Source organism: Brucella anthropi, from assembly GCF_046630315.1.
GTDB lineage: Bacteria > Pseudomonadota > Alphaproteobacteria > Rhizobiales > Rhizobiaceae > Brucella > Brucella anthropi_A.
Genome location: NZ_LQBD01000024.1, coordinates 116,371 through 140,457, shown reverse-complemented (window position 1 = coordinate 140,457; position 24,087 = coordinate 116,371). Strand labels below are relative to the sequence as shown.

Genomic DNA, 24,087 nt, shown 5'->3' with positions numbered 1-24,087 from the left:
TTTGCGTTTCGGAAATGCGGCTAAGAGAATGCCGGCGAGGGGCCTGTTTACGTGAACATGTAACGGGAAAAGGCGGTTCTGAACCGCCTTTTTCATTGAAGCATGACGGATTGGGTTTCCGGCTCGTCTGCATCCGGCCGGACGGGCGGCGGAACGGAAAAATCGAGCCGCACCGGCAGATGATCGGAGCCTGCGTCTTGGCGAGCTGAAACCTTTGCTCCTCCGATTTCAGGGCTGACGAGTATCTGATCGATAGGCAGGCCGATATAGGGCGCGAGCGTAACGGGCAGCAGATGCGTCATCCACGTGCCGCCGATGCCGGTCATATGGCGGGTGCCGGAGGCATTCTCGACCCGGCGCACGGCATTGCTCCACGGCGCCGCATTGAAATCCCCGGCGATGACCAGAGGGCCTTTCAGCTTCGCCAGTTCCGGTTCGATATAGCGGAGTTGATGCGGCTGCCAGCGCGGCCATGGCCATGAAAAGTGCAGGGCGGCGACATGCACGGTCGTTCCGCCGAAGTTGATCGGCGCAATGGCCAGCAAGCCATCACCGACACAGGCGGTCTGCGCATCTTCACTGAACGGTCGCTTCGACAGGATTCCCACGCCCCATGTGTCGGGATCGTCAGCGCAATGGAGATGATAGGGATAGGAGCCTTGGAGAATGGCAAGCCATTTCGTCCATTGAACGCTCGCTTCCTCATAAGCAATGACGTCGGGCTTCTCCCGCGCGATCATCTGGAGAATGCGTTTCGGCTCGGGATTGTCTTCGCGCAAGTTGATCTGGACCAGACTATACCGCGCACCGCCCTGTTCCTGCGCCTGCGCGCCTGTCGAGCCGGTGAGGAGATCGCGCGCGGCGCCGACGGTCGTAGCGAATGCCATGACGGCAAAAAGCAGCAGCATCGCTGCCTCGCGGCGCATTTTGGTGAAGAGCAAGGCAAAGGCCAGCACTGCCAGCAAAACGGCGAGATGAGCCCGAAAATGCGAAAAGGAATCGAGAGCCGGATGCGCCGCCCCAAGAAATCCAAGCACGAGCGGGACTGACACGGCGACAGCAGCCAGAAGCAGCAGGAATGAAAGGTTTTCACGGCTTTTCGACATGAAGTGCCCATACGTGCTGATTGCGGCGTGATGATGAAAGGGAGGGCAGTAAGGCAGTAGGGGAATAAGGCAGTATGTTAAGAGCTGTTGCCAACCAACATATTGCCCTACTGCCTTACTGCCCTATTGCCCTAACTTCACTGGAAAGCCGTCTCGTAGAAGCTGCGGAGCTTGCGCGAATGCAGCCGCTCATCCGGCATGGCGGCAATCTTTTCCATTGCGCGGATGCCGATGCGTAAGTGCTGCGCCACCTGCCGCTTGTAGAATTCGGTCGCCATGCCCGGCAGTTTCAGTTCGCCATGCAAAGGCTTGTCGGAAACACAGAGCAGGGTGCCGTAAGGCACGCGGAAGCGGAACCCGTTGGCGGCGATCGTGGCTGATTCCATGTCGAGTGCGACGGCGCGCGCCTGCGAAAGACGCTGCACCGGGCCGCGCTGGTCACGCAGTTCCCAGTTGCGGTTGTCGATGGTGGCGACCGTGCCGGTCCGCATGATCTGTTTCAGATCATAGCCTTCCAGGCCGGTGATTTCCTCGACAGCTTCTTCCAATGCAACCTGAATTTCCGCAAGCGCCGGGAGTGGCACCCAGACCGGCAGGTCGTCATCGAGAACATGGTCTTCACGCATATAGGCGTGGGCCAGAACATAATCGCCAAGCTGCTGGCTGTTGCGCAGGCCCGCGCAGTGCCCCAGCATCAGCCAGGCATGCGGGCGAAGCACCGCGATATGGTCGGTAATCGTTTTGGCATTGGAAGGCCCCACGCCGATATTGACCATGGTAATGCCGGAATGGTCGGCCCGTTGCAGGTGATAGGCTGGCATCTGGGGCAGGCGCTGCAACGGGCTGCCGTCGCTTGGCGCGCTCTCGCCCGCCAGCGTGACGATGTTGCCCGGTTCCACGAACCGTTCATATCCGCCGCCGCCTTCCGCCATCAATTTTCGCGCATAGGCGCAGAACTCATCCATATAGAACTGGTAGTTGGTGAACAGCACGAAATTCTGGAAATGGGCCGGATTTGTCGCCGTATAATGCGCTAGCCGGTGCAAGGAATAATCGACGCGCTGGGCCGTGAAGGGCGCGAGCGGCATGGGTTCACCGGGGGCGGGGTCGAAGTCGGCATTGACGATCTTGTCGTCCGTTGCTGCCAGATCGGGCACGTCGAACAGATCGCGCAGCGGATGCGTGAAGGCACTGGCGACCGAAGCCTCGACATAGGTGCCTTCCCTGAAGGCAAAATGGATCGGGATCGGCGTCGAGGATTCCTTCACCGTCACCGTGACACCGTGATTGCGCATCAGGAGGCGGATCTGCTCGTTCAGATAATGGTCGAACAGGTCAGGCCGCGTGATGTTGGCGGAATAATCGCCCGGCGTCGAGACATGGCCATAGGCCAGCCGTGAATCCACATGCGCGAAACTGGACGTGGACAGGCAGATTTCGGGATAGTAGGCGCGATAACGCTGCGGCGGAACCTCGCCGCGCGCAACCTTCTCGAAGGCATCGCGCAGGAAGGCCGTGTTGCGGTCATAGAGTTTTTGCAGGGCGGCGACCGCCGCACCGGCATCGGTGAAAATCTCCGGATCAACGGTCGGAGGCGTCTTTATTTCGGTCAGAAAAGGATGTTCGATTCGCTGTGTCATAACCCAGTATAACAAAGTCTATGACCGTTACATGACCCAGTTTATGCGGTGCGTTGCAAGCTCACATAAAGTACCAGGCCGACACCGCTCATCTGGGGCTGCTGGCCGATCTGCGTATAGGCGAAAGTCGCGGCGGGGCCGGTGAAAATGGCTGTGAAAAGGAAAACCCGAAGGGCGATTGCGGCGATGGTTCGGGTTCTTTTCATGGTCGCTCCCCGCTATGCTTCGGAATGAATGCGGCAAGCGGGCCCATCACCGGCTGGTCGCGATAGATACTATATCCCTGGTCGACGAAAACGCCGGCGACAGCGGCAAGGCCGGCGATCATCAGGCAGACAATTGTAAAACGCCGAAGCATGCGGGTTGCTCCCAAAGCCGTTCTGTTTTCTGTTCTCCTTGGGGCAATGTAGCGATCGCGCCTGAACCCTCCCTGAGAGCCTCGTTCATGCGGCGTTCAAAAATATTGATGTTTCGTTTATTGCGCTGAAGCGCTCTTGTGCCTGTTTGAAAGGGTCTTATGTTTCCCATCATTGGAATGCGGGACCATGTCCCGCAGTACGCCACAATCAGCGGGAGAGAACCATGGCCGAACAGACCAAGCCCATCGAATTGTATTATTGGCCCACACCGAATGGCTTCAAGATCAGCATCATGCTGGAAGAGCTGGGCGTCCCCTATGAGGTGAAATATATCAATATCGGCAAGGGCGATCAGTTCCAGCCGGACTTTTTGAAGATCGCCCCGAACAACCGCATGCCCGCCATCATCGATCCGGAAGGGCCGGGCGGAGAACCGATTTCAGTGTTCGAATCCGGGGCTATCCTGCAATATCTCGGACGGAAATTCGGCAAGTTCTATCCGGCCGACGAGCGCAAGCGGGTCGCCGTCGAGGAATGGCTGATGTGGCAGATGGGTGGGCTTGGTCCGATGTCAGGGCAGGCCGGTCATTTCCGCATCTATGCGCCGGAGAAGGTCCAGTATGGGATCGACCGCTATACCAATGAGGTCAACCGGCTCTATGGCGTCCTGAACAGGCAGCTTGAAGGCAGGGATTATATCGCTGGCGAATATTCCATCGCCGACATGGCGTCGATCGGCTGGGTCAACGCCTACAAGAATTATGACCAGAATCTCGATGATTTCCCGAACCTGAAGCGCTGGCATGAAACAATGAATGCGCGTCCTGCGGTGCAGCGCGGTCTGCTGGTCGGCAAGGAAGAACGCGAACGCGCAAATGCTTCAGCGAACAAGGAAGAGGAACACAAGGTTCTCTTCGGCCAGAAGGCCCACTGAAGAAATGGACAAACAAAGGGCGGCCCGAAGCCGCCCTCTCTGATTCCGTAACGGTGGATATTACTGGCGCGCGAGGCTTTCGCTCTTGCAGATCAGGCCGCCCATCACGCAGCCCGAAAGCGAAAGCGTGTTGCCTTTGACGCTCGCCTTGCCGGTATAGGTCTTGCCCTCGTCAAGCTTGTTGACCTCGCCCTTGTAGCTGCCGCCGGTGCCCGACATCGTGCCGATGGACTTGCCCTTGTATTCGCCGGTCTGCACCGTACCGCAGAACTTGTTGGCCCCGCAGGCCGCATAGCTGATGATCGTGCCGTTCGGGCGCTTCCACGTGCCGACAATGCCTTCCTCGGCAAGGGCAGGCGCGGCAAAGGTGGCTGCAAGCGTCATTCCAAGAATAAGTGTGCGGATCATTCTTTCCTCCCAACGCGCCGCAAATCCGGGCTGTGCCGGAAGCAGCGATGAAACCGTCATGATGCGTTTGCCTCTTCGAGACGGAAGCCTCCTCGACCGTCCGTCAAGCTTACGCAAACGTAAACGTAATCCAGTTTTTCATGAAGCGGAAGAGGGATATTTGCATCGCATGCGACTTGTGGCGCGGCACCTTTTTCACGCATTCGTCTTTTTCGAATGTCGCCTATAGTTAGCAACTGGTTTCGTTTCAGAATGTGGATTTAAATCGAATTTTCGCGAAAATGCAGCAATCGGCGGCACTTGCATGTTTAACAAAATCCCAAGTTTACCCCTTGTTCGGATTTTGTTGGTTGCTCGTTAAGCATCTGGTTTAACGTGCATTTCAACCCTTTCCCGTAGCTTTGAGAGCATGAACGGAACGACAGAGACGGCGGTTTCGAAGCCGGAAAATCAGGCTTCGAAAACAAAGACCGGACGGTTCTCGGGATTTGACAGGGACAAAGAAAATGGCACAGTTTCAGAGCTTTACGAATAAGAACAACGCAATCGCACAGGATCGCATTCTTCTGGAAATGGGCATGAAGTTTGCCATTGGCCGTGATTGCGAGATCGACGTGGTGGAAGCGCACAAGTGGCTCAACATTGCCGCCATCCGCGGCAGCGAGAAGGCCGCGCGGATGCGCAACCAGGTGGCCGCCACGATGAGCAAGGGCGAGCTGGCAGCTGCCCTGCGCGGCGCACGCGAGTGGATGACCACGCACTGACACGATCATCATTGGTGATAAAAGCCGCCTTTTCGGCGGCTTTTGTTGTTCAGCTTATGCCGAGATAGCGGCCAGGCTTGTGATTGATCGCGATGATGAGGTTCATGGCAACCGCGCCGATCAGGGAAAGCACCATGTTCTCCCACGGGATAAAGAACAGCGAAGCCAGCATGATCAGGACATCGAGGCCAAGCTGGAACCAGCCGGCCCTGATCCCGTAGGCGTCTTGCAGATAAAGCGCCAGAATATTGACGCCGCCGACGCCCGAGCGGTGGCGGAAAAGTGCCAGCACGCCCATGCCCATCAAGGTGCCGCCCATGAGGGCGGCGAAAAGCGGATTGACGCTCGAAAAGTCGACGCTCAACGGCATCAGCCGTGCAAAACCCGACATCATTGCCACGGCGACGAAGGTTCTGACCGTGAAGGCCCAGCCCATGCGACGCACGGCGAAATAGTAAAACGGCAGATTGATCAGGAAATAGAGCAATCCGAATTCCGTGCCTGTCGCATATTGGATGAGAAGGGCGATACCGGCGGTGCTGCCGGTCATCAGCATGGCCTGACTGTAAAGCGTGATGCCGAGTGCGATGAAGGATGTGCCGATCAGCATTGCCATCGCGTCTTCGTAGAGGCGGTGACGGTCGAGGGCGGATTTTGGCGCATCGATGAGCGGGGCGGCGTTATCAGCGATATCGGCCACGTGGAAACTCCAGAACAGCGAAAAGCCGGCAAACCGGCGAAAGAGTACGTGCGCCGGAGAAAAACTCCGGCATGTCATGCAGTCGCGCCGTGCAGATGGCCCGGCCATGGCACGCAGCGTCAAGTCTTGGGAGACGGCCCTTTATAACAGCCGTGTCGGCGCTGCGCACGGCTTGCAATATTGTTATTTCAAGGTCGGCTTTGTGGATTTATCGCAATTGGAAGGGCAGATTGTTTTAATTTATTTCGCGCGCCGCAAGCGAAGCGCGGTCGACAGGTCGAGGAGAACGGGCATATCCGCGCGTGCGGTGCGGTCATTCATAGTTTTGCTATGATTGCCCTCGAATATCCACGCATCCCGATTTGCCGCTTCTCTGGTGGGATGAATGATCTCGTCACGCGGGTGCATCGTCCCCGGATTTTAACTCTGTTCGAATAAAAATCGGACATGTGGCATGAAGTACTGTATTTCTACTTTATGGTGCCCGCATGACTATAACGAGCAAAGAAAGCCCGTTAGAAAATTTGTATTGGAATTAAGGGTAGTATTGACCAAATGATTGACAGTCAACTTTGCGAGGCGCAATGTTGACGTATAAACGGAACGGGTGAGAGCAATAGTGACATCTACCGTTCTTCTATATTAGCAAGATCGCAAGGTACGAACAGATGCCGGGCGACCAAATGGGCTGCATTCGATAGGGAGTGACAAGATGTCAATTCGAACCATCACCGCCATGGCTGGCACAGCCATCATCATGAGTGCTGCTGCATTTGCCTTTTCATCTCCTGCTAATGCGCTGACGATGAAGGAATGTAGCGCAAAATATCAGTCTGCCAAGGATGCGGGCACGCTCGGCAACATGAAGTGGAACGATTTCCGCAAGGCCCAATGCGGTGACAATGCGGATGCGGCGGCAGCTCCGGCTGCGCCCGCGCCTGCCGCTCCCGCCAAAAAGACGGCCAAAAATGCCGCGGCTCCCGCCGCAGACGATAGCGCCAAGGGCCTGACGATGAAGCAGTGCAGCGCCAAATATCAGGCGGCCAAGGATGCCGGCACGGATAATGGCGCCAAGTGGAACGATTTCCGCAAGGCCGAGTGTGGTCCGGGTGCCGATCCGGTTGCGCTGAGCACCGACGGCAACAGCGAACCGGCAGCCCCGACGGTCGCCGCGCCGAAGGGCGTGCAGTTCCCGACTGCGGTTTCTGCGAAATATTCCAATGAATCGGCCGGCAAGGCGCGTATGCACACCTGCCTCGATCAGTACCATGCCCTGAAGGATGCCAATGCTTTGGGCGGTCTGAAATGGGTGCAGAAGGGCGGCGGTTATTACAGCCTTTGCAATGCACGCCTGAAGGGCAACTCCTGATCTGCTTTGCACCATCCTGAAGAGAAGGGGCCTTTCGGCCCCTTTTTATCTGGTTCTGGCGAACCATCCGGTGATGGCGATGGCAAGCCAGCCGAGTATCATCAGTGACCCGCCGGTTGGCGCGGCCATCGGGAAGAGCCGGTCGCCGGTCATATCGCGCATGAAAAGGTCGCCGCAGAACAGGGCAAGGCCGATAATCAAGAAGGCGCCGCCCACATAAGCGGTGCGGCGCGCCGGTACGATGAGCGACAGTACCAGAAATGCGGGCGCATGGCCGAGGAGCAGCGGCGCGATAGTACCCAGATGGTTCTCACCGCCATGGGCCGCGCCCGCATAAGCGGCAATCGCAAGTGCGCCGCATAGTCCAGCAAGCGTGCTGAAAAGAATGTTCTGCGGGCGATTATCCGGTTGGGACGACATGGCAGCTCCATGGTTCAGGCAGTGACGCGATTGTTTCGGGCATCTTCCAGAGCGGCAGGAAAAGCAGCTTCAAATAGATCGATCTGGTCCTCAACGCCGACACTCACACGAATGCAGCGATCGAGTACCGGGGCGCCGGGTTTGCGAACGAAAATGTCCCGTGCGATCAGGCCGTTCAGGACAGAAGCGGCAAATGCTCCATCCTTACCGCAATCGATGGTGACGAAATTCGTGGCGGATGGGAGTGGCGAAAGGCCATTTGCCTCGGCGATTGCAGCGATTCGATCCCGCCCGGCATGAATTTTCGCCACCACGTCGCGCAAATAGGCCTGATCCTTGAGCGCGGCGATAGCCGCCGCCTGCGCCAGCAGATTGACTGCGAAATGATCGCGAATCTTGTCGAAAGACCTGATTGCATCGGCGCTGCCAACAACATAACCGCACCGAATGCCCGCGAGGCCATAGGCTTTGGAGAAAGTACGCATCCGAAGGATGTTCGGGCGGTCGGTTTCAAACGGCGGGAAGGCGGAGGCCGGACCGATTTCGCAGTAAGCCTCGTCCAGAACAAGCATCGTGGTTTCGGGAACGCGCTCAATGAAGGACTGGATATCCGGCCCTTCGTGCCAGGTTCCCATCGGATTATCCGGGTTGGCGAGATATAAAATTGCGGCATCCTGACCGCGCGCCGCATCAAGCAGGCCATCGAGGTCCGACCTGTCGTTGACGTAGGGCACCGTAACCAGCTTCCCGCCATAACCGGCAACGTGATAATTGAAGGTCGGATAACCGCCAAGCGAGTTGATGACCTTGTCGCCTTGTTGGACATATTGCCTGACCACAAGCCCGAGCAAGGCATCAACGCCTGCTCCGGGCATGATATTTTCAGGCTTTACCCCATGATGCGCGGCAATGGCATGACGCAATTCGTAATTTTCAGGATCGCCATATTTCCAGATTTCACCTGCTTCCATACGAATGGCTTCAAGCACGGACGGCGCTGGTCCGAAACTGCTCTCATTGGCGCCAATGCGGGCCCGAAAAGGCCTTCCTCGCTGTAGTTCCAGCGTTTCGGGACCGGTAAAGGGAACGGTAGAAGGCAAGCTTGCGACGAGCGGTGTGAGGCGGGGCGATCCCATGGTGATTTCCAGTCGATTGTCGGTCCAGCACAATGTGACGGGACAGACCGAAGGCCGACTGATGCCGTCACTACAGCCTACGCCTGTCCTGTCGAAAAAGGCATAGCAACTTGTACTGGCCGGTGCCATCACAATGATCTTGTATCGGCTGAATAAACAATGTGCCGCTTTCGAATTGAAGCATGGTGGTCAGCCATGAGAGACGACGTCACCCTCGATAGAACATGTCCGTTGCGATTGCATGATTGGAACCGCTCCACCCACCAGCATGACGCATTAAGGCGGGTTCGGAAATCAGTTCCGTGCGCCATTTTTCAGGCTGGCGGCTCCCGCTTTCGGCAACCATGTTCCAGAGCGATCCGGATGCGACTTGGGCTTGCTTGGCGCGAGACCTGGATTGAATTGAATAGTCAACACCACGGCCAGGCTGCCAGCTGCTGGCTATCGTCTTTTGAGGGCCGAAGTGTCGAAGTCGCTTAATGGACTTCGAGCACCTTCACGCAGGAATCGAGATCATGCGTCGCCAGATGGGCGTAACGCATGGTCATCTGCAGGGTCTGGTGTCCCAGCCACATCTGAACACGGCGAATATCGATGCCACCGCGGACCAGACGCGACGCGCAGGTATGGCGCAGTATATGCGGGACGACCTGATCGTCCGTGCCCAGCCCGACTTCCATCTTCGCTTCATTCCAGATCTGGCGGAACCGGACCTGATTGAGCATGGAGAAGGGGCCCTTGAGTTTCTCATGCGGGATGTGTGCTGCCTTGCGGGCACGGCGGGTGAGGGGGACGGTGCGGCTGCGATTGGATTTGGTGAGCCAGAACGTGACCCTGTGATCCTGAATATCGTTCCAGGTGACGCCGATCGCCTCTCCGAGGCGGCAGCCGGTGTCGACAAGAAACAAGGAAAGCCGGTAGCTATCTTCACAGCGCGACTTGATCGCCGCGAACAGGCGCTTTTCTTCCTCATATTCGAGGAATCGAATGCGTCCCACACGCTCCTTCTGCCGGACGAATTCCGGTAGATTGAAGATATCTCCCATCTTGTGCGCCTTTCGCAGCAGCTTGCTCAGCGCAGCCATCTTTCTATTGATGGTTGCATTGCTGTTGCCGCGATCACGAAGCGAACCGATGACGGAATCGAGCATTTCCTGATCGAAACCTGAAAAGCGTTCGCCCTTCAGAATCTCGTCAATTTCGCCGAGAAACGACCGCACATTATACTTGTGTGACCCGTCATCCCACAGGATGTTGATATATTTCCCCGTCAGTTCCGCCACCGAAAACTGTTCGACAAGTCGGTGGTTCGGACTTTTATTGGATGTGTACTTTAAGTTGTAGTCGACTATCGGCGCAAACTTGTCGCCCGTGTCGATCTTCGTTTCCCCAACGACGATCATTGCACGCCTCCCCCCAGTATGAGAGTCGCACAACTAATGAAATAATTCTCGGAACACAAGATAAGTGAGCTAACTTTATGCGGAGACATGTTTGGACCTTTCTAAAAGACCAGCCTTTGCCCCCAGCTTTTGTCGTCCCCCGTAACTCCCCTCGGTTCTCGATCCTTTTCGAAATCCCCATTTCTGAAGGATCAAAGTTCACACGTTCGTGAGCACTGTCTCAAATGAATGTGCGCCAACGGTTTCCCGTTGGCGCATTTCGCTCAAGCGTCGATCTGATTAGAACGAGCGCTGGAAGCGGATGATGCCGCCGAAGGCATCCTTGTTGCCGCCGGCCACGCGAGCCGGATGATCGCTATCCCAACGGGTGTAGTTGATTTCCGGGGTGATCGTGAAACCAGGAACGAGCTGGTAAGCGACGTTGGCAGCGATTGCCGTCTTGCCCCAGTCTTCGTAGGCAGCCTGAACGTTGATGGTTGCCTTTTCGGTCGCTACGAACTTCGCGCCACCCCAGACAGCCCAATCGCCGCCCCAGTTGCCGTACATGCCGATGTCGTCTTCATAAGACGAATAGCCGCCCTGTACCCAGACCGAGACCTTGTCCGTGACGTTGACGTCAAGGCGAACCTTGCCGGCCCACTCTTCGAGGTTGGAGTCATAAGCTGCAACGGCAGCGATCGAGCCCCAGCCCTGAGCGAACTTCAGACCGCCAACAACGTGCGGCATGTAGTCCTCAATGACGTTGGATTCGGTGAAATCGCCATCATTGTCGAAGTCGTCGTGATCAACATAGCCATCGCCACCCTGTTCGAGCGACAGGATAGCCGAGAAGCCGTTGCCGCCGGTGAAGGTGTAGCTGATGAGGTTGGTGCGGTAGACGCCAGCAGCAACCACGTCGTCGTTGATGATGTCGCCGAGGTAACCGGTGAAGGTGTGGAAGGCCGACTCATCGAGGCCGAGGCGCAGGCCGCCGAGCTGGATGTAGGCGAAGTTCAGCGTGTGACCACCCTGGAAGCCGTCCGTGAAGTTGAAACGGTTTTCAGTGTAGGTACGAAGAGTGCCGAGTTCGGTTTCCGAAGCGGTCGAGGTGCGCAGCGTGAAGCGTGCATTCTTACGCCAGGTCTTGGCATCTACGCCGTCGTAAGCGTCGCGGCCAGCAGCGGCGTCGTAACGAACGTAGCCATGGATACGCAGGCAGGTTTCGGTGCCCGGGATGTAGAAGTAGCCGGCGCCGTAAGCATCGCAGACGCGGACATATTCAACGGCTTCTGGCTCTGGCGCGACGATTGCGTCGGCAGCCTGAGCGCCGGAAGCTGCAACCAGAGCTGCAGCGGAGCCAAGGAGAAGGCTCTTGATGTTCATTTCTGACCTCCAGTCAAGAATCGGAGGCTGGTGATATAATCCTTTATTTTCAAACGGTTATGGAGTTAAGCCTTTCAAAGGGCAAAATTGAGAGCATTGGCGGGCAAGCAGGCGCATGCCGAACAGACGGGCGAAACCGGCAGAATCGCTGATCGAAAGAGCGTCTTGATCTGATTTTCGGGGGCTGAGGCAGCTGGCGGAGAGGATGGGATTCGAACCCACGAGACCCTTATGAGGTCTACTCCCTTAGCAGGGGAGCGCCTTCGACCACTCGGCCACCTCTCCGGTAAGGGCGAGATAGCCGGTACGCCTTGTCATTTCAAGCGAATTGCGCGCCAACTGGTAAATTTCCTGCGAATTATCGCACTTTATATATACGCGATCAGTAATGTGTGCGGAATCGGCGCGTTCCGCTGGGCCTCCAACGGCTTATCGCGCGACTCTACGGGCAAGAAGATTCGCCTGGGATTCGAGCAATGTGGCGGTTCGTGACGGTACTCTGACATATTCCCCGCCTGAAACAGGGAAATCGCGGATTCGCTTGTTAGAAACAGCGTCGATGCTAAATATCACGTATTTTCAAGCGTTAAGACCCGTTAATTCGCGTTTACTCATGTTAATAAACCCTAAATAGCCCATCTGGAAACGGGCAATTTCGTGTCTTTTCTGCAACAACCACCCCTCATACAAGCACAAGAAAGGTTGGGAGAGTGCATTCGATGTTGAAACGAGAAAGCGGGCGAGTATCTTCACATCCAGAAGAAGGAGCGCTTCGGGGCGACTTTTTCAAAAGGGGATGGGGACAGGTTGTCCTTCAGCCAAATCAGAATGCCCAGACCCATTTTTAACTTTGACTGGAGGTCAGAAATGAACATCAAGAGCCTTCTCCTTGGCTCCGCTGCAGCTCTGGTTGCAGCTTCCGGCGCTCAGGCTGCCGACGCAATCGTCGCGCCAGAGCCAGAAGCCGTTGAATATGTCCGCGTCTGCGATGCTTACGGCGCCGGCTATTTCTACATCCCGGGCACCGAAACCTGCCTGCGTATCCATGGCTATGTTCGTTACGACGTTGGCGGCGGTGACGACGTCTACGCTCGTACCCCGAGCGATCTTAATCGCGACACCTACGACCAGCTCGCTCGTTTCACGCTCCGCTTCTCGACCGCTTCGGAAACCGAACTCGGCACCCTGAAGACGTTCGCTGAAACCCGTTTCAACTGGTCGAACGGCAACGATCCGCAGCCGAATGCTGCGACCCTTCGTTACGCCTACATCCAGCTCGGCGGTCTGCGCGTTGGTCTTGACGAATCCGCATTCGTGACCTTCCCGGGCTACCTCGGCAATGTCATCAACGATGACGTGATCCTCGCAGGCGGCTACCGCACGACCCAGATCAGCTACACCTTCGACGGTGGCAACGGCTTTTCGGCAATCATCGCTCTGGAACAGGGCAACGATGCCGACGTCGACAGCGGTGATTTTGTTGATGCAGCAGGCCGTGTTGTAACGGTCGACGGCACGATCGACGACTACACGCCGCACATCGTTGGCGGCCTGAAGTATGCTGGTGGCTGGGGTTCGATCACCGGTGTTGCAGCTTACGACGCTCGTAACGAAGAGTGGGCCGGTAAGGTTCGCGCTGACGTCAACGTCACGGATCGTTTCTCGGTCTGGGCAATGGGCGGCTACAAGTCGAACAAGGATATCTATTACACCAACGGTGATGGCGAAACCTATCGTTTGATCTCGTCCTTCTACGGCACGTGGGGCGGCGACTGGGCTGTCTGGGGTGGCGCTGCATTCAAGGCAACCGACAAGGCTACCTTCAACCTGCAGCTCGCTTACGACGACTCGAAGACCTTCGCAGCAACCGCAAACGTTGCTTACGAACTGGTTCCTGGCTTCACGATCACGCCTGAAGTTTCCTACACCAAGTGGGACGACAAGAACATCAGCCTCGACGGCAAGGATGCTTGGCAGGGCATGGTTCGCTTCCAGCGCTCGTTCTAATCCCTCCGGGATTGTTCAGAAAGAACCCGGCAGCATCGCTGCCGGGTTTTTTGTTTGCCGATTTTCGCGGCTCCGATCTTGCTTTCGTCGAAAACTCGGTCTTTCTACGGATAAGAGGAAGGCAAGGTTTTGCCGCTTCGCATCCGATGATTTCCAGCGTGGAGATACCACGATATGTTCAGATGGTTTTGGCCCGCAGTCACGTGGACCGCAGCGTTGACAGCACTTGCGCTCTGGTTCGGCGCCGATCGGGTCGAGACGGATATTGCAGCGCGCACCGGCAAAGCGCTTGCTCCTTTTATATGGGCGGGCTTCGATGTGGATGGTCGCGACGTGACGCTGAAAGGCATTGCGCCCGATCCGCAGGCACAATCCGCCGTGAAAACCGCGTTGGAGCAGGTGAGCGGGATTCGAGAAATCACCGATCTGACGAGCGTGCTTCCACTCGTTTCACCTTATCTGGTGCAGATCAGGAAGAGTGCAGACGGAATCATCCTGTCCGGTTCTGTCCCGGACAATGAGGTCAGGGATCGTATCATGACATCGGCCGAAAAGGCTGCTGCCGGCCTGACGCTCGATGATGAAATGGCCGTTGGACGCGGCGCTCCGGCCAATTTTGCTGATTCGGTCGAATTTGCTTTGCAGCTCATGTCCGATCTGAGGGAAGGGGAGATCGCCATTTCTGATCTCGACATCGCGGTCAAGGGCAGGGCGACCGACACCGCCGGCTATCGCAAGCTGCAATCCCGGCTGGGCGAGCCGCTTCCCTTCGGGTTGAAAGCGGCGCGGGTGGAGATCGGCGAGCCCTGAAATCCATCCCTGCGCATGTCAACGCTTTTGGAATCTCGTTCCCTGTTAGTTTTCTGTTCGGAATTGACAGCCTGCCTGTTCGGGCCTTTCCTTTCTCATTATGAATAGGCATAGCGGATCATATGTTTCGTTTCCGGAACAGAAGGCGGACCTGACAATGCTTTATTTAGCCGTTTCGTTTTGGCCAGTTCTCGTTTTGGCGGTTCTGATCGGCGCGGGCGTCGGCTGGCTGACCGGCTCGAAATAGGTGGCGGCACATCCGGGACGGGGGAATATTGACGGCGACCATGTTCGTCGCGCATGAGTTATTCGCAGTACGAGGAAACCATATGCCGTTGCTGATTGTCCAACTGGCTGTTCTTGTTGCCATCGCTTTTGTAATCGGCTGTCTTCTGGGCCGTCTGCTGCGGCGCAGAAGCGCATCAATGCCGGACCGTGAGCGCACAATCATTGCCGCTGCCCATGCCACATTGCCGGTCGATGAAAAGCTGGAAGAGGTCAAGCCGGTCAAGACCACTGAAACGGTTGCTGCGTCCAGCGCATCCGCCCCGGCCGGCGAGGCGAAACAGCCCGAGGTCCCGGCCACCGTGCCCGATGCGGAAATGGTTGGAGATTGGCCTTTATCGGCAGATCAGCCGGAAACGGACGGAGATCCTGTACGGGATCCGGGCCGCCCGGCGCTTCTGGAAGGGCCACGCCTTGAAAAGCCCGATGATCTTACGGCCATTCAGGGGATTGGCGGCGCCGTTCAGGGATTGCTCAACGGGCTTGGCATATTCCATTACGACCAGATCGCACATTGGAACGACGACGAATCGCGCTGGGTCGAGCGGAATATAGGTTTTCCCCGCCGCGTGGAGCGCGAGGACTGGATCGGACAGGCGGCAAAACTGGCAAGCGCGGCAAGCAAGGCCAGCGCAAGGCCGAAGAAAGCCGCGACCAAACCAAAAACACGGCGCACGAAAAAAACTGGCGAATAGCCGGTTCTTTGTTTCATCGATATTTTGGCTCGATCATGTCTCCCAAAGGCGGGGGGAGCGGTTTTTGGATCAAGACATACGTAAGAACAAGAAGATAGAACGGTTCCGGTGACGTTTCGACCGGAACCGTCAAAGCTTAGCGCCGACCGTAGATCAGATCGGTCTGAATGTCGGCGTTTCCGGTCAGACGGGCCTTGTAGACCTCGTAATTTTCCATCACGCGCTGAACATAGTTTCGCGTTTCGGAATAGGGGATGCGTTCGACCCAGTCGACCACCTGATCGACAGGCTTTCCGCGCGGATCGCCATATTTCTCGATCCATTCGGATGTGCGCTCGGGGCCGGCATTGTAGCCCGCGGCGGTGAGGATGTAGGAGCCGTCGAAAAGGTCGAGTTGCTCCGTAAGGTAATGGGCACCAAGCGTTGCATTATACGCTCCATCGGTGGTCAGGCGCGGCAGGGAAAAGCTCATGCCGTTGCGCGCAGCCACGGCTTTGGCCGTTGCGGGCATCAATTGCAGCAGGCCAAGCGCTCCGGCCTTGGAAACCGCGCCGACATTGAATTCGCTTTCCTGCCGCGCAATGGCATAGGCGAGGGCCTTGCCCGGTCCGCTTATATTCGCATCGGCGGGAATCGCACCGAGCGGATGTGACAGCGCTCCGACATCAAGGCCGCGCGATGTTGCGGTTTTGCCGACACGCAGCGCCAGATAATCCTTCTTGTTGTGTTCGGCCATCACCGCCAGCAGGGCCAGTTCGCCGACACTGTCCAGCTGCTGCGAAAGCTGGCTGTAGAGCGCGGTTGCGAGGCTGCCATAGCCCACCTGTTCCAGCCGCTTGATCGCCTGCACCGCCGGACGGCTGGCAAAGCGTTCGCGGTCGGCTTCGGTCGGTCGCGGATAGCGAAGTTTTGGTGCTTTCTCATGCAGTTTGGCGGCTGCAAGCTGTCCATAGAATGTGGCGCCGAAATGCGCGGAACGACGATAATAATCACGCGCATCCCCGCCCGAACCAGCTTCTGCCGCCCGCCCGAGCCAATAGAAGGCGCGCGAGGTGGAGATCGGCAGCGAGGAGATTTTCGCGATCTTCGCAAAATGCAATGCGGCCGTCTTCGGCTGTTTCAGGGCGCGCAGCGCATACCATCCGGCATGGAATTCCGCTTCTGCGGCCATGGCGGGCGATTCGGCGGTATGGACCGCAACCAGCCTGTAGGCGAGCTGCGGCTTGCCGAGGTCGAGCATTTCGCGCGACAGGATACGGCGTTCGACCCACCAGGCATCGGGATCGACAAGCGCTGACACCCGATGCGGAGCCCTTAGCATGAGTTCGGTCGCTTCATTATAGCGCTCGGCGCGCCGCAGATAGCGAATCTTCAGGAACTGATAAGCGGCATTGCCCCGCCATGCCCGGTCGACATCGGCGATTGCCTTGGCGGCATTGGGGGATTTCTGCGAGACGGCGGCAAAGGCGTTATAAAGCGATTGCGCCTGTGCCGGTCCTGCAAGCAGTTTTGCGGACTGCAAGCGGTTATTATAAAGCGCATGCAGGATGCGTCGCTGATGATCCTCGCGGGTCAGAACGCGGGAAAATTCGTTGAGAACCTTCTGCTCGTCATCGGTTGACAGGCGCTGTGTCGACCACCAGGGCGAAAGAAGCGCATGCGCTTTGCGGGTGTTTCCGGTACGGACATAAGCACGCGCCAGAAGAATCATGCCTTCCGTGGTCTGCGGTGGCCGTTTGGAGAATGTTGCGAAGACGGTGGCGGGGGCCGGGTTTTCCTTCAAGAGGGCCCGTTCGAAACCGTCGCGCAGAGCCTGGGTTTCGGGCCAGCCGCGCAATTCCGTTTCTGCGGTGGCGATTTCCCTGCTCGACACGCCATTAAGATCGGACGTGGCTATGGCCCAGGTCAATATCTGGCGGTCGAGCGAGCCGCGCGGCATTGCGTTGCGCAATGCAATGGCGCTTCGGGCGTCCCGGGAGGAAAGGGCATCGAGGCCGCTCTTGAGCGTTCCGCCGATTGCCGCCGGGTTTTCCGTGCGGCTGATGGCAGACGTCTTGACCGGATCAGGCCTGGCCGGATGCGGGTTTGGCTGCGCGAGCGAAAGCATCGGTTGCAGGGTAACTGCGACAAGACAGCTTGCAAGAAGCATATTTCTTTTCATGGAAATCGTAATAAATTGTTTTACCATTGGATTACTGGAGCAATAAATTGGTTGATCGGTAATATGCGGAATAATGACTTTATTGAGCGGCAATATGTTTTCAGAATCCGGCTTTTCTTAGCCCGTTTCTTGGCCGCCAGCTTCAATTGCGAGGATATGTGCCAGTAATGAATCTATCATTAATAAAGCATTATCGCGGATACCGGGCCGGGATGCGGGCGCTTGGGAGAGCTTGGGGGCGCGCTATATGCGTTGAAGCGCATTGATGAATAAGGGTTGCGTAGCGCGCTACCGAATTTTTTGTCGCAAAACCGCCTTATTGCCCTTGTTTTGCCTGTAGACCCCGCTTGCCCGACAGATGTGGCAAGACTATTGTGCCAACGCCTCGGCCATGTTTCGGTCAACAGCCCGGAACGACCGGTGGCAAGAGGTCCCGTCTATCTTTTTCAGGAGTTCACTAATGCTGAAGGGCTCAATTACCGCACTTGTCACGCCATTCGATTCCGAAGGAGCGTTCGACGAGAAAGCCTTTCGCGCATTCGTAAACTGGCAGATCGAAGAAGGCACCAAAGGGCTTGTTCCGGTCGGGACGACCGGCGAAACCCCGACCCTGTCGCATGACGAGCACAAGCGCGTCATCGAGGTTTGCATCGAGGTTGCGGCTGGCCGCGTGCCGGTGATCGCCGGCGCAGGCTCCAACAACACGGTGGAAGCCATCGAACTGGCGCAGCATGCCGAAAAGGCTGGCGCCGATGCCGTTCTGGTCGTCACGCCCTATTACAACAAGCCGAACCAGCGCGGTCTTTACGAACATTTTTCGCGTGTGGCGCGTTCCATCTCGATCCCGCTCATCATCTACAACATTCCGGGTCGCTCGATTGTCGACATGACCCCGGAAACGATGGGTGCTCTCGTTCGCGACCACAAGAACATCGTGGGCGTGAAGGATGCTACCGGCAAGATCGAGCGTGTATCGGAACAGCGTGCAACCTGCGGCAAGGATTTCATCCAGCTTTCCGGCGAGGATGCGACCGCTCTCGGTTTCAACGCCCATGGCGGGGCAGGGTGCATTTCGGTGACGTCCAACATCGCGCCGCGCCTTTGCGCCGAGTTTCAGGATGCCTGCCAGGCTGGCGACTTCGCCAGGGCGCTTGAATTGCAGGATCGCCTCATGCCGTTACACAAGGCGCTGTTCATCGAACCGAATCCGTCGGGCCCGAAATATGCGCTGTCGCGTCTTGGCCGCGTGGAAAACGTGCTGCGCTCGCCCATGGTGACGGTGGAAGCCGCGACGGCAGAGAAGATCGATCAGGCCATGAAACATGCGGGCCTGGTCAACTGAACCGTCAAGTTTACCGCTTTCGCTGATTTTTACGCTCCCGCAGCCTCGGGAGCGTTTTCATTTCCGGCATTGCACATTATATGGTGCCATCATGAACAAGCCAAAGAACTCTCCCGCGCGCAAGATCATCGCGGAAAACCGCAAGGCGCGCTTCAATTTTGAAATTCTCGATACGCTCGAAGCCGGTCTGGTTCTGACAGGCACCGAGGTCAAATCCCTGCGCGCCAACCAGTCCAACATAGCCGAAAGCTATGCGAGCTTCGAGAATGGCGAGTTCTGGCTCATCAATTCCTATATTCCGGAATATACGCAGGGCAACCGCTTCAATCACGAGCCGCGGCGCCTGCGCAAGCTGCTCGTCAGCAGGCGCGAAATGTCCCGTCTGTTCAACTCCGTGTCACGCGACGGGATGACCGTCGTGCCATTGAAGCTCTATTTCAACGATCGGGGCCGGGCGAAGCTGGAACTGGCGCTGGCGCGCGGCAAGAAGACCCACGACAAGCGCGAGACGGAAAAGAAGCGCGATTGGAATCGCGAAAAGGCGCGCCTGTTGCGGGATAGAGGCTGAGTATCGGCCGGTAAGGAGAGCGCCTCAGGCGCTCTTTTGATTCAGATAGTCGCGCACATTCCGGAATACGGTACGGAACATGGCATCCGTCAGCCGTCCGGTATTCGTATTGTAGCGCGAGCAGTGATAGCTGGAAAAAATGCGCAAGCTGCCGATGTCGCTCGCCCTGTCATGGCCGAAAGGATGCCGCGCAACCGGCGCGCCAAGCGCTCGGACGGTCGATTGATGCGCAATCGTTCCCAATGTGACGACGGCCTGCAAATTGGCAAACCGGGTGAGCATCGGTGACAGGAACTGGCGGCAATTGTTGATTTCGGAGCCGATCGGCTTGTTTTCCGGCGGCACGCAGCGCACGGCATTGACGATGCTGGCATCCAGCAGGCGCAGGCTGTCGTTGGGGCGGGCCTCGAAGGTGCCGGTCGCAAACCCGAATTCACACAGCGTACTGTAGAGAAGATCGCCGGCATAATCGCCGGTGAAGGGGCGTCCGGTCCGGTTGGCGCCGCGCAAACCCGGCGCCAGCCCCACGATCAGAAGCCGGACATCGGCATCATGCGCGGGCAGAAACGGCGGAACCGGGGCATTGTGCCACAAGGGTTCTCTGCGCCGCCATTCCTGCAGGAAGGCGTGCAGCCGCGGACAGATATTACAATTGGGAGAAGGTTCGGAAATCATGCCTTTGCATGAACCGGCTCGACGACGGCGTCAATAGCTGTCGTCGATATCATCATCCTGGCGGCGCGGCGCACGTTCCGACGGATCGCGACCGATCTCGGCCTTGAGCGAAACCAGATCGATGAAATGGTCGGCCTGGCGGCGCAGTTCATCCGAGATCATGGCTGGCTGGGTGGTGAGGGTCGAGACGACCGAAACCTTGCGGCCCTTGCGCTGAAGCGCTTCGGCAAGCGAGCGGAAATCGCCGTCGCCGGAGAAAATGACGAAATGATCGACCGTATCGGTAAGCTGCATGGCATCGACCGTCAGTTCGATGTCCATATTGCCCTTCACCTTGCGGCGCCCGGTGGAATCCGTGAATTCCTTGGCAGCCTTGGTGACGACCTTGTAGCCGTTATAATCCAGCCAGTCGATCAGGGGGCGGATCGAGGAATATTCCTGATCTTCAACCAGTGCCGTGTAATAATAGGCGCGGAGCAGATAGCCGCGCTTTTGAAATGCCTTCAAAAGCTTCCGGTAATCAATATCGAATCCCAGAGTTTTGGAAGCGGCGTATAAATTGGCGCCGTCGATAAAAAGCGCAATCTTTTCACGAGAATCGAACATCGTGTAATATATCCACTCTACGGCCGGACGGGAGTGGACCGACGACCGCTTATTCAGCTTGTTTTCTAAACGGCGGTTGGTATCAAATTTTACCAGTGCGTTTATTGCCTTCTAAGGACATATCACAGAAAAACAAGCAACCATTGGTTGTTATTTATGCGGCCTAAATTACCCAGGGGTGAGTCCGGCCGCAGTAATCCCTTCGCCGTCCGAAAAATATTGTTCCATTTTGATGCGCCACCGTGTTTTATGAGGCAGAACCATGAAATGGGCGTTATTTTGGCAGATTTCATGAGATGAAGCACGAGCAATTCCGCTTTTGCTTGTAATTTGGCTCCGCACGCGTTATGTGGGGAAAAATCCATTAAAGTTCGAGAAATGAAAGGGACCGCGCATGGCCCGCGTCACTGTTGAGGACTGCGTAGATAAGGTCGAGAACCGTTTTGAACTGGTTCTGCTGGCCGGTCATCGTGCTCGCCAGATTTCACAGGGTGCACAGATCACCATCGATCGCGACAACGACAAGAACCCTGTCGTTGCCCTGCGCGAAATCGCCGACGAAACGCTCTCGCCGGACGATCTGAAGGAAGATCTCATCCATTCGCTGCAGAAGCATGTGGAAGTGGACGAGCCGGAAGCGGCAGCGCCTGCCCAGATCGCCGCTTCTTCGGAAGACGTCGCGGAAGGTATCGCAGAAGCCGCCGAAGAGGATGTGGTTGCATTCGACCGTATGTCGGAAGAAGAGCTGCTCGCCGGTATCGAAGGCCTTGTCGCTCCGGAGAAAAACGACGACTTCTGATCGTCGTTAGAATGAAATGCCTTGCATGCGCCGCGACTTTCCCGTCGTGGCGCATGTTTTTATGCGCGCGCTCGTGCCGGCAGGCCGGTCGCTGCGCTGCCGAATGCCGGTCCGGAAAAACGCGCCGCGCCTTGATGACGGAAGATTTCTGCCCGAAATTAATATTATAGGCAGAAAATTAAGCCTAAACATCGAGAACTGTTCGATTTTCGACGATTTTGGGTCACAATACCCGATATGCTGACCTGCCATGTTGCCAGGCATTCGGTTTCGAAAGGGAGTTGTCGTAGATGATGCGCCAATATGAGCTTGTGGAGCGTGTTCAGCGATACAAGCCTGACGTGAACGAGGCGCTTCTCAACAAGGCATATGTCTATGCCATGCAGAAACATGGCAGTCAGAAACGCGCATCCGGCGATCCCTATTTTTCCCATCCGCTCGAAGTGGCCGCCATCCTCACCGATATGCATCTCGATGAGGCGACGATTGCCATCGCGCTCCTGCACGATACGATTGAAGACACGACCGCCACCCGGCAGGAAATCGACCAGCTCTTCGGGCCTGAAATCGGCAAGCTCGTTGAAGGCCTGACCAAGCTCAAGAAGCTCGATCTGGTTTCGAAAAAGGCGGTGCAGGCGGAAAACCTGCGCAAGCTTCTGCTTGCCATTTCCGAAGATGTCCGCGTGCTTCTGGTGAAGCTTGCCGACCGCCTGCACAATATGCGCACACTCGGCGTGATGCGGGAAGACAAGCGCCTGCGCATCGCCGAGGAAACCATGGATATCTATGCGCCGCTCGCTGGCCGCATGGGTATGCAGGACATGCGCGAGGAGCTTGAGGAACTGGCGTTCCGCTATATCAATCCGGACGCATGGCGCGCCGTCACCGATCGCCTGGCCGAACTTCTGGAAAAGAATCGCGGCCTGCTGCAAAAGATCGAAAAGGACCTGTCCGAGATTTTCGAGAAGCACGGCATCAAGGCCAGCGTGAAGAGCCGCCAGAAGAAGGCGTGGTCGGTTTTCCGCAAGATGGAAACCAAGGGCCTTTCCTTCGAGCAGCTTTCCGACATTTTCGGCTTCCGGGTCATGGTCGACACGGTGCAGGATTGCTATCGGGCGCTCGGTCTCATCCACACGACCTGGTCAATGGTTCCGGGCCGGTTCAAGGATTATATTTCAACCCCGAAGCAGAACGATTACCGCTCGATCCATACCACGATCATCGGCCCGTCGCGGCAGCGTATCGAATTGCAGATCCGCACGCGCGAAATGGACGAGATCGCGGAATTCGGCGTTGCCGCCCATTCGATCTACAAGGATCGCGGCAGCGCCAACAACCCGCACAAGATCTCCACCGAGACAAATGCCTATGCCTGGCTGCGCCAGACGATCGAGCAGCTTTCCGAAGGCGACAATCCGGAAGAGTTTCTCGAACACACCAAGCTTGAGCTTTTTCAGGATCAGGTCTTCTGCTTCACGCCGAAGGGCCGCCTCATCGCCCTGCCGCGCGGCGCGACGCCGATCGATTTTGCCTATGCCGTTCATACCGATATCGGCGACAGCTGCGTCGGGGCCAAGGTCAATGGCCGTATCATGCCGCTGATGACCGAGCTCAAGAACGGCGATGAAGTGGATATCATCCGGTCCAAGGCGCAGGTGCCGCCTGCGGCCTGGGAATCGCTGGTCGCGACCGGCAAGGCCCGCGCCGCCATCCGGCGCGCAACCCGCTCGGCTGTCCGCAAGCAATATTCCGGCCTTGGCATGCGCATTCTGGAGCGCGCTTTCGAACGCGCCGGAAAGCCTTTCAGCAAGGATATACTGAAGCCGGGGCTTCCGCGTCTGGCGCGCAAGGATGTGGAGGACGTGCTGGCCGCCGTCGGCCGCGGTGAACTGCCCTCGACCGATGTGGTCAAAGCAGTCTATCCTGATTATCAGGATACGCGCGTCACATCGCAGAACAGCCCCGCCAAGACGGGCGAAAAAGGCTGGTTCAACATCCAGAACGCCGCCGGCATGATCTTCAAGGTGCCGGAAGGCAGCGAGGATGTGGCGAAAACCGGTTCCGACCCCGCACCGAAACCGGGCAAGAAGGCGCTGCCGATTCGCGGCACCAATTCGGACCTGCCGGTGCGCTTTGCCCCGGAGGGTGCCGTTCCCGGCGACCGTATCGTCGGCATCCTGCAACCCGGCGCCGGCATCACGATCTACCCGATCCAGTCGCCGGCGCTGACGGCCTATGACGACCAGCCCGGCCGCTGGATCGACGTGCGCTGGGATATCGATGAGCAGATGAGCGAGCGTTTTCCGGCGCGCATCAGCGTATCGGCCATCAATTCGCCCGGCTCGCTTGCCGAGATCGCGCAGATTGTCGCGGCCAACGACGCCAATATTCACAATCTTTCCATGGTGCGTACGGCACCGGATTTCACCGAGATGATTATCGATGTCGAGGTTTGGGACCTCAAGCATCTCACCCGGATCATTTCCCAATTGAAAGAAAGCGCGAGCGTCAGCGGCGCAAAACGCGTGAACGGATAGG

23 protein-coding genes and 1 tRNA gene are annotated in these 24,087 nt (G+C 57.2%); 10 read left to right on the top strand and 14 right to left on the bottom strand.

Features of this window, described 5'->3' with window-relative positions; translation table 11 throughout:
• Positions 1–92 precede the first annotated feature (92 nt).
• The 4 genes from AVM02_RS13100 to AVM02_RS13085 form a co-directional block, all read right to left on the bottom strand.
• Entirely contained in the window at positions 93–1,106 is a 1,014-nt protein-coding gene (locus tag AVM02_RS13100) for an endonuclease/exonuclease/phosphatase family protein (RefSeq protein WP_411507372.1), read from the bottom strand.
• 137 nt (positions 1,107–1,243) lie between these two features.
• Entirely contained in the window at positions 1,244–2,746 is a 1,503-nt protein-coding gene (locus tag AVM02_RS13095; protein ID WP_411507371.1) for an AMP nucleosidase, read from the bottom strand.
• A gap of 41 nt (positions 2,747–2,787) precedes the next feature.
• Positions 2,788–2,952 carry a hypothetical protein gene (locus AVM02_RS13090; RefSeq protein WP_411507370.1) on the bottom strand — a complete coding sequence of 55 codons (165 nt, stop codon included), beginning with the start codon at positions 2,950–2,952 and terminating at the stop codon, positions 2,788–2,790.
• On the bottom strand, positions 2,949–3,104 hold the full coding sequence (locus AVM02_RS13085; RefSeq protein ID WP_411507369.1) for a hypothetical protein: 156 nt from the start codon (positions 3,102–3,104) through the stop codon (positions 2,949–2,951). Before AVM02_RS13085 ends, AVM02_RS13090 begins: the two co-directional genes overlap by 4 nt.
• A 224-nt stretch (positions 3,105–3,328) precedes the next feature.
• On the opposite strand from AVM02_RS13085, the gene AVM02_RS13080 reads away from it, so the two are divergent.
• Positions 3,329–4,039: a glutathione binding-like protein gene (locus tag AVM02_RS13080; RefSeq protein ID WP_411507368.1), complete on the top strand. Its 711-nt coding sequence runs from the start codon at positions 3,329–3,331 to the stop codon at positions 4,037–4,039.
• A 60-nt stretch (positions 4,040–4,099) separates the two neighbouring features.
• Here the strand turns inward: AVM02_RS13080 and AVM02_RS13075 are convergent, their stop codons facing one another.
• Positions 4,100–4,447 (bottom strand): DUF2147 domain-containing protein, encoded by a 348-nt coding sequence (locus AVM02_RS13075; protein WP_061347263.1) that lies wholly within the window; start codon positions 4,445–4,447, stop codon positions 4,100–4,102.
• 506 nt (positions 4,448–4,953) lie between these two features.
• Between AVM02_RS13075 and AVM02_RS13070 the strand changes: the two genes are divergently transcribed.
• Positions 4,954–5,211, top strand: coding sequence for a sel1 repeat family protein (locus AVM02_RS13070; protein WP_411507367.1), 258 nt, complete (start codon positions 4,954–4,956; stop codon positions 5,209–5,211).
• Positions 5,212–5,260: 49 nt separating this feature from the next.
• On the opposite strand, the gene AVM02_RS13065 is transcribed toward AVM02_RS13070, so the two are convergent.
• Complete coding sequence (locus tag AVM02_RS13065) at positions 5,261–5,911, bottom strand: YitT family protein (protein ID WP_411507366.1); 651 nt, start codon at positions 5,909–5,911, stop codon at positions 5,261–5,263.
• A 712-nt stretch (positions 5,912–6,623) separates the two neighbouring features.
• Here AVM02_RS13065 and AVM02_RS13060 point away from each other — a divergent pair.
• Positions 6,624–7,280 (top strand): antifreeze protein, encoded by a 657-nt coding sequence (locus AVM02_RS13060; protein ID WP_411507365.1) that lies wholly within the window; start codon positions 6,624–6,626, stop codon positions 7,278–7,280.
• 45 nt (positions 7,281–7,325) lie between these two features.
• Here the strand turns inward: AVM02_RS13060 and AVM02_RS13055 are convergent, their stop codons facing one another.
• From AVM02_RS13055 to AVM02_RS13035, 5 genes are all read right to left on the bottom strand, one after another.
• On the bottom strand, positions 7,326–7,700 hold the full coding sequence (locus AVM02_RS13055; protein WP_411507364.1) for a DUF423 domain-containing protein: 375 nt from the start codon (positions 7,698–7,700) through the stop codon (positions 7,326–7,328).
• 14 nt (positions 7,701–7,714) lie between these two features.
• Complete coding sequence (locus AVM02_RS13050; RefSeq protein WP_411507363.1) at positions 7,715–8,836, bottom strand: pyridoxal phosphate-dependent aminotransferase; 1,122 nt, start codon at positions 8,834–8,836, stop codon at positions 7,715–7,717.
• A gap of 476 nt (positions 8,837–9,312) precedes the next feature.
• A complete protein-coding gene (locus AVM02_RS13045) occupies positions 9,313–10,239 on the bottom strand; it encodes a tyrosine-type recombinase/integrase (RefSeq protein ID WP_411507362.1) in 927 nt (308 codons plus the stop codon).
• A 279-nt stretch (positions 10,240–10,518) separates the two neighbouring features.
• Positions 10,519–11,601: a porin gene (locus AVM02_RS13040; RefSeq protein WP_411507361.1), complete on the bottom strand. Its 1,083-nt coding sequence runs from the start codon at positions 11,599–11,601 to the stop codon at positions 10,519–10,521.
• Positions 11,602–11,795: 194 nt separating this feature from the next.
• Positions 11,796–11,886: transfer RNA gene (locus AVM02_RS13035), tRNA-Ser, on the bottom strand.
• A gap of 582 nt (positions 11,887–12,468) precedes the next feature.
• Between AVM02_RS13035 and AVM02_RS13030 the strand changes: the two genes are divergently transcribed.
• The 3 genes from AVM02_RS13030 to AVM02_RS13020 all read left to right on the top strand — a co-directional run bounded on the left by AVM02_RS13030 (position 12,469) and on the right by AVM02_RS13020 (position 15,398).
• Complete coding sequence (locus AVM02_RS13030; protein ID WP_411507360.1) at positions 12,469–13,608, top strand: porin; 1,140 nt, start codon at positions 12,469–12,471, stop codon at positions 13,606–13,608.
• A 174-nt stretch (positions 13,609–13,782) separates the two neighbouring features.
• The gene (locus AVM02_RS13025) at positions 13,783–14,418 is read left to right on the top strand and encodes a BON domain-containing protein (protein ID WP_411507359.1); all 636 of its coding nucleotides are present in this window, start codon (positions 13,783–13,785) and stop codon (positions 14,416–14,418) included.
• Between the two features lie 329 nt (positions 14,419–14,747).
• Positions 14,748–15,398 (top strand): 50S ribosomal protein L21, encoded by a 651-nt coding sequence (locus tag AVM02_RS13020; protein ID WP_411507358.1) that lies wholly within the window; start codon positions 14,748–14,750, stop codon positions 15,396–15,398.
• Between the two features lie 136 nt (positions 15,399–15,534).
• Here the strand turns inward: AVM02_RS13020 and AVM02_RS13015 are convergent, their stop codons facing one another.
• Positions 15,535–17,547, bottom strand: coding sequence for a lytic transglycosylase domain-containing protein (locus AVM02_RS13015; protein ID WP_411507357.1), 2,013 nt, complete (start codon positions 17,545–17,547; stop codon positions 15,535–15,537).
• Between the two features lie 472 nt (positions 17,548–18,019).
• Between AVM02_RS13015 and dapA the strand changes: the two genes are divergently transcribed.
• Together dapA and smpB are read left to right on the top strand one after the other, a co-directional pair.
• Positions 18,020–18,901 carry a 4-hydroxy-tetrahydrodipicolinate synthase gene (dapA, locus tag AVM02_RS13010; RefSeq protein ID WP_411507356.1) on the top strand — a complete coding sequence of 294 codons (882 nt, stop codon included), beginning with the start codon at positions 18,020–18,022 and terminating at the stop codon, positions 18,899–18,901.
• 91 nt (positions 18,902–18,992) lie between these two features.
• Positions 18,993–19,469, top strand: coding sequence for an SsrA-binding protein SmpB (gene smpB / locus AVM02_RS13005; RefSeq protein WP_411507355.1), 477 nt, complete (start codon positions 18,993–18,995; stop codon positions 19,467–19,469).
• A gap of 24 nt (positions 19,470–19,493) precedes the next feature.
• Here smpB and AVM02_RS13000 read toward each other — a convergent pair whose 3' ends face one another.
• Complete coding sequence (locus AVM02_RS13000; RefSeq protein ID WP_411507354.1) at positions 19,494–20,144, bottom strand: uracil-DNA glycosylase; 651 nt, start codon at positions 20,142–20,144, stop codon at positions 19,494–19,496.
• 30 nt (positions 20,145–20,174) lie between these two features.
• Positions 20,175–20,750, bottom strand: coding sequence for an NYN domain-containing protein (locus tag AVM02_RS12995; protein WP_411507353.1), 576 nt, complete (start codon positions 20,748–20,750; stop codon positions 20,175–20,177).
• Between the two features lie 394 nt (positions 20,751–21,144).
• On the opposite strand from AVM02_RS12995, the gene rpoZ reads away from it, so the two are divergent.
• Positions 21,145–21,549 (top strand): DNA-directed RNA polymerase subunit omega, encoded by a 405-nt coding sequence (gene rpoZ, locus AVM02_RS12990; protein ID WP_411507352.1) that lies wholly within the window; start codon positions 21,145–21,147, stop codon positions 21,547–21,549.
• A 290-nt stretch (positions 21,550–21,839) separates the two neighbouring features.
• Positions 21,840–24,086 carry a RelA/SpoT family protein gene (locus tag AVM02_RS12985; RefSeq protein WP_411507351.1) on the top strand — a complete coding sequence of 749 codons (2,247 nt, stop codon included), beginning with the start codon at positions 21,840–21,842 and terminating at the stop codon, positions 24,084–24,086.
• Position 24,087: the final 1 nt, after the last annotated feature.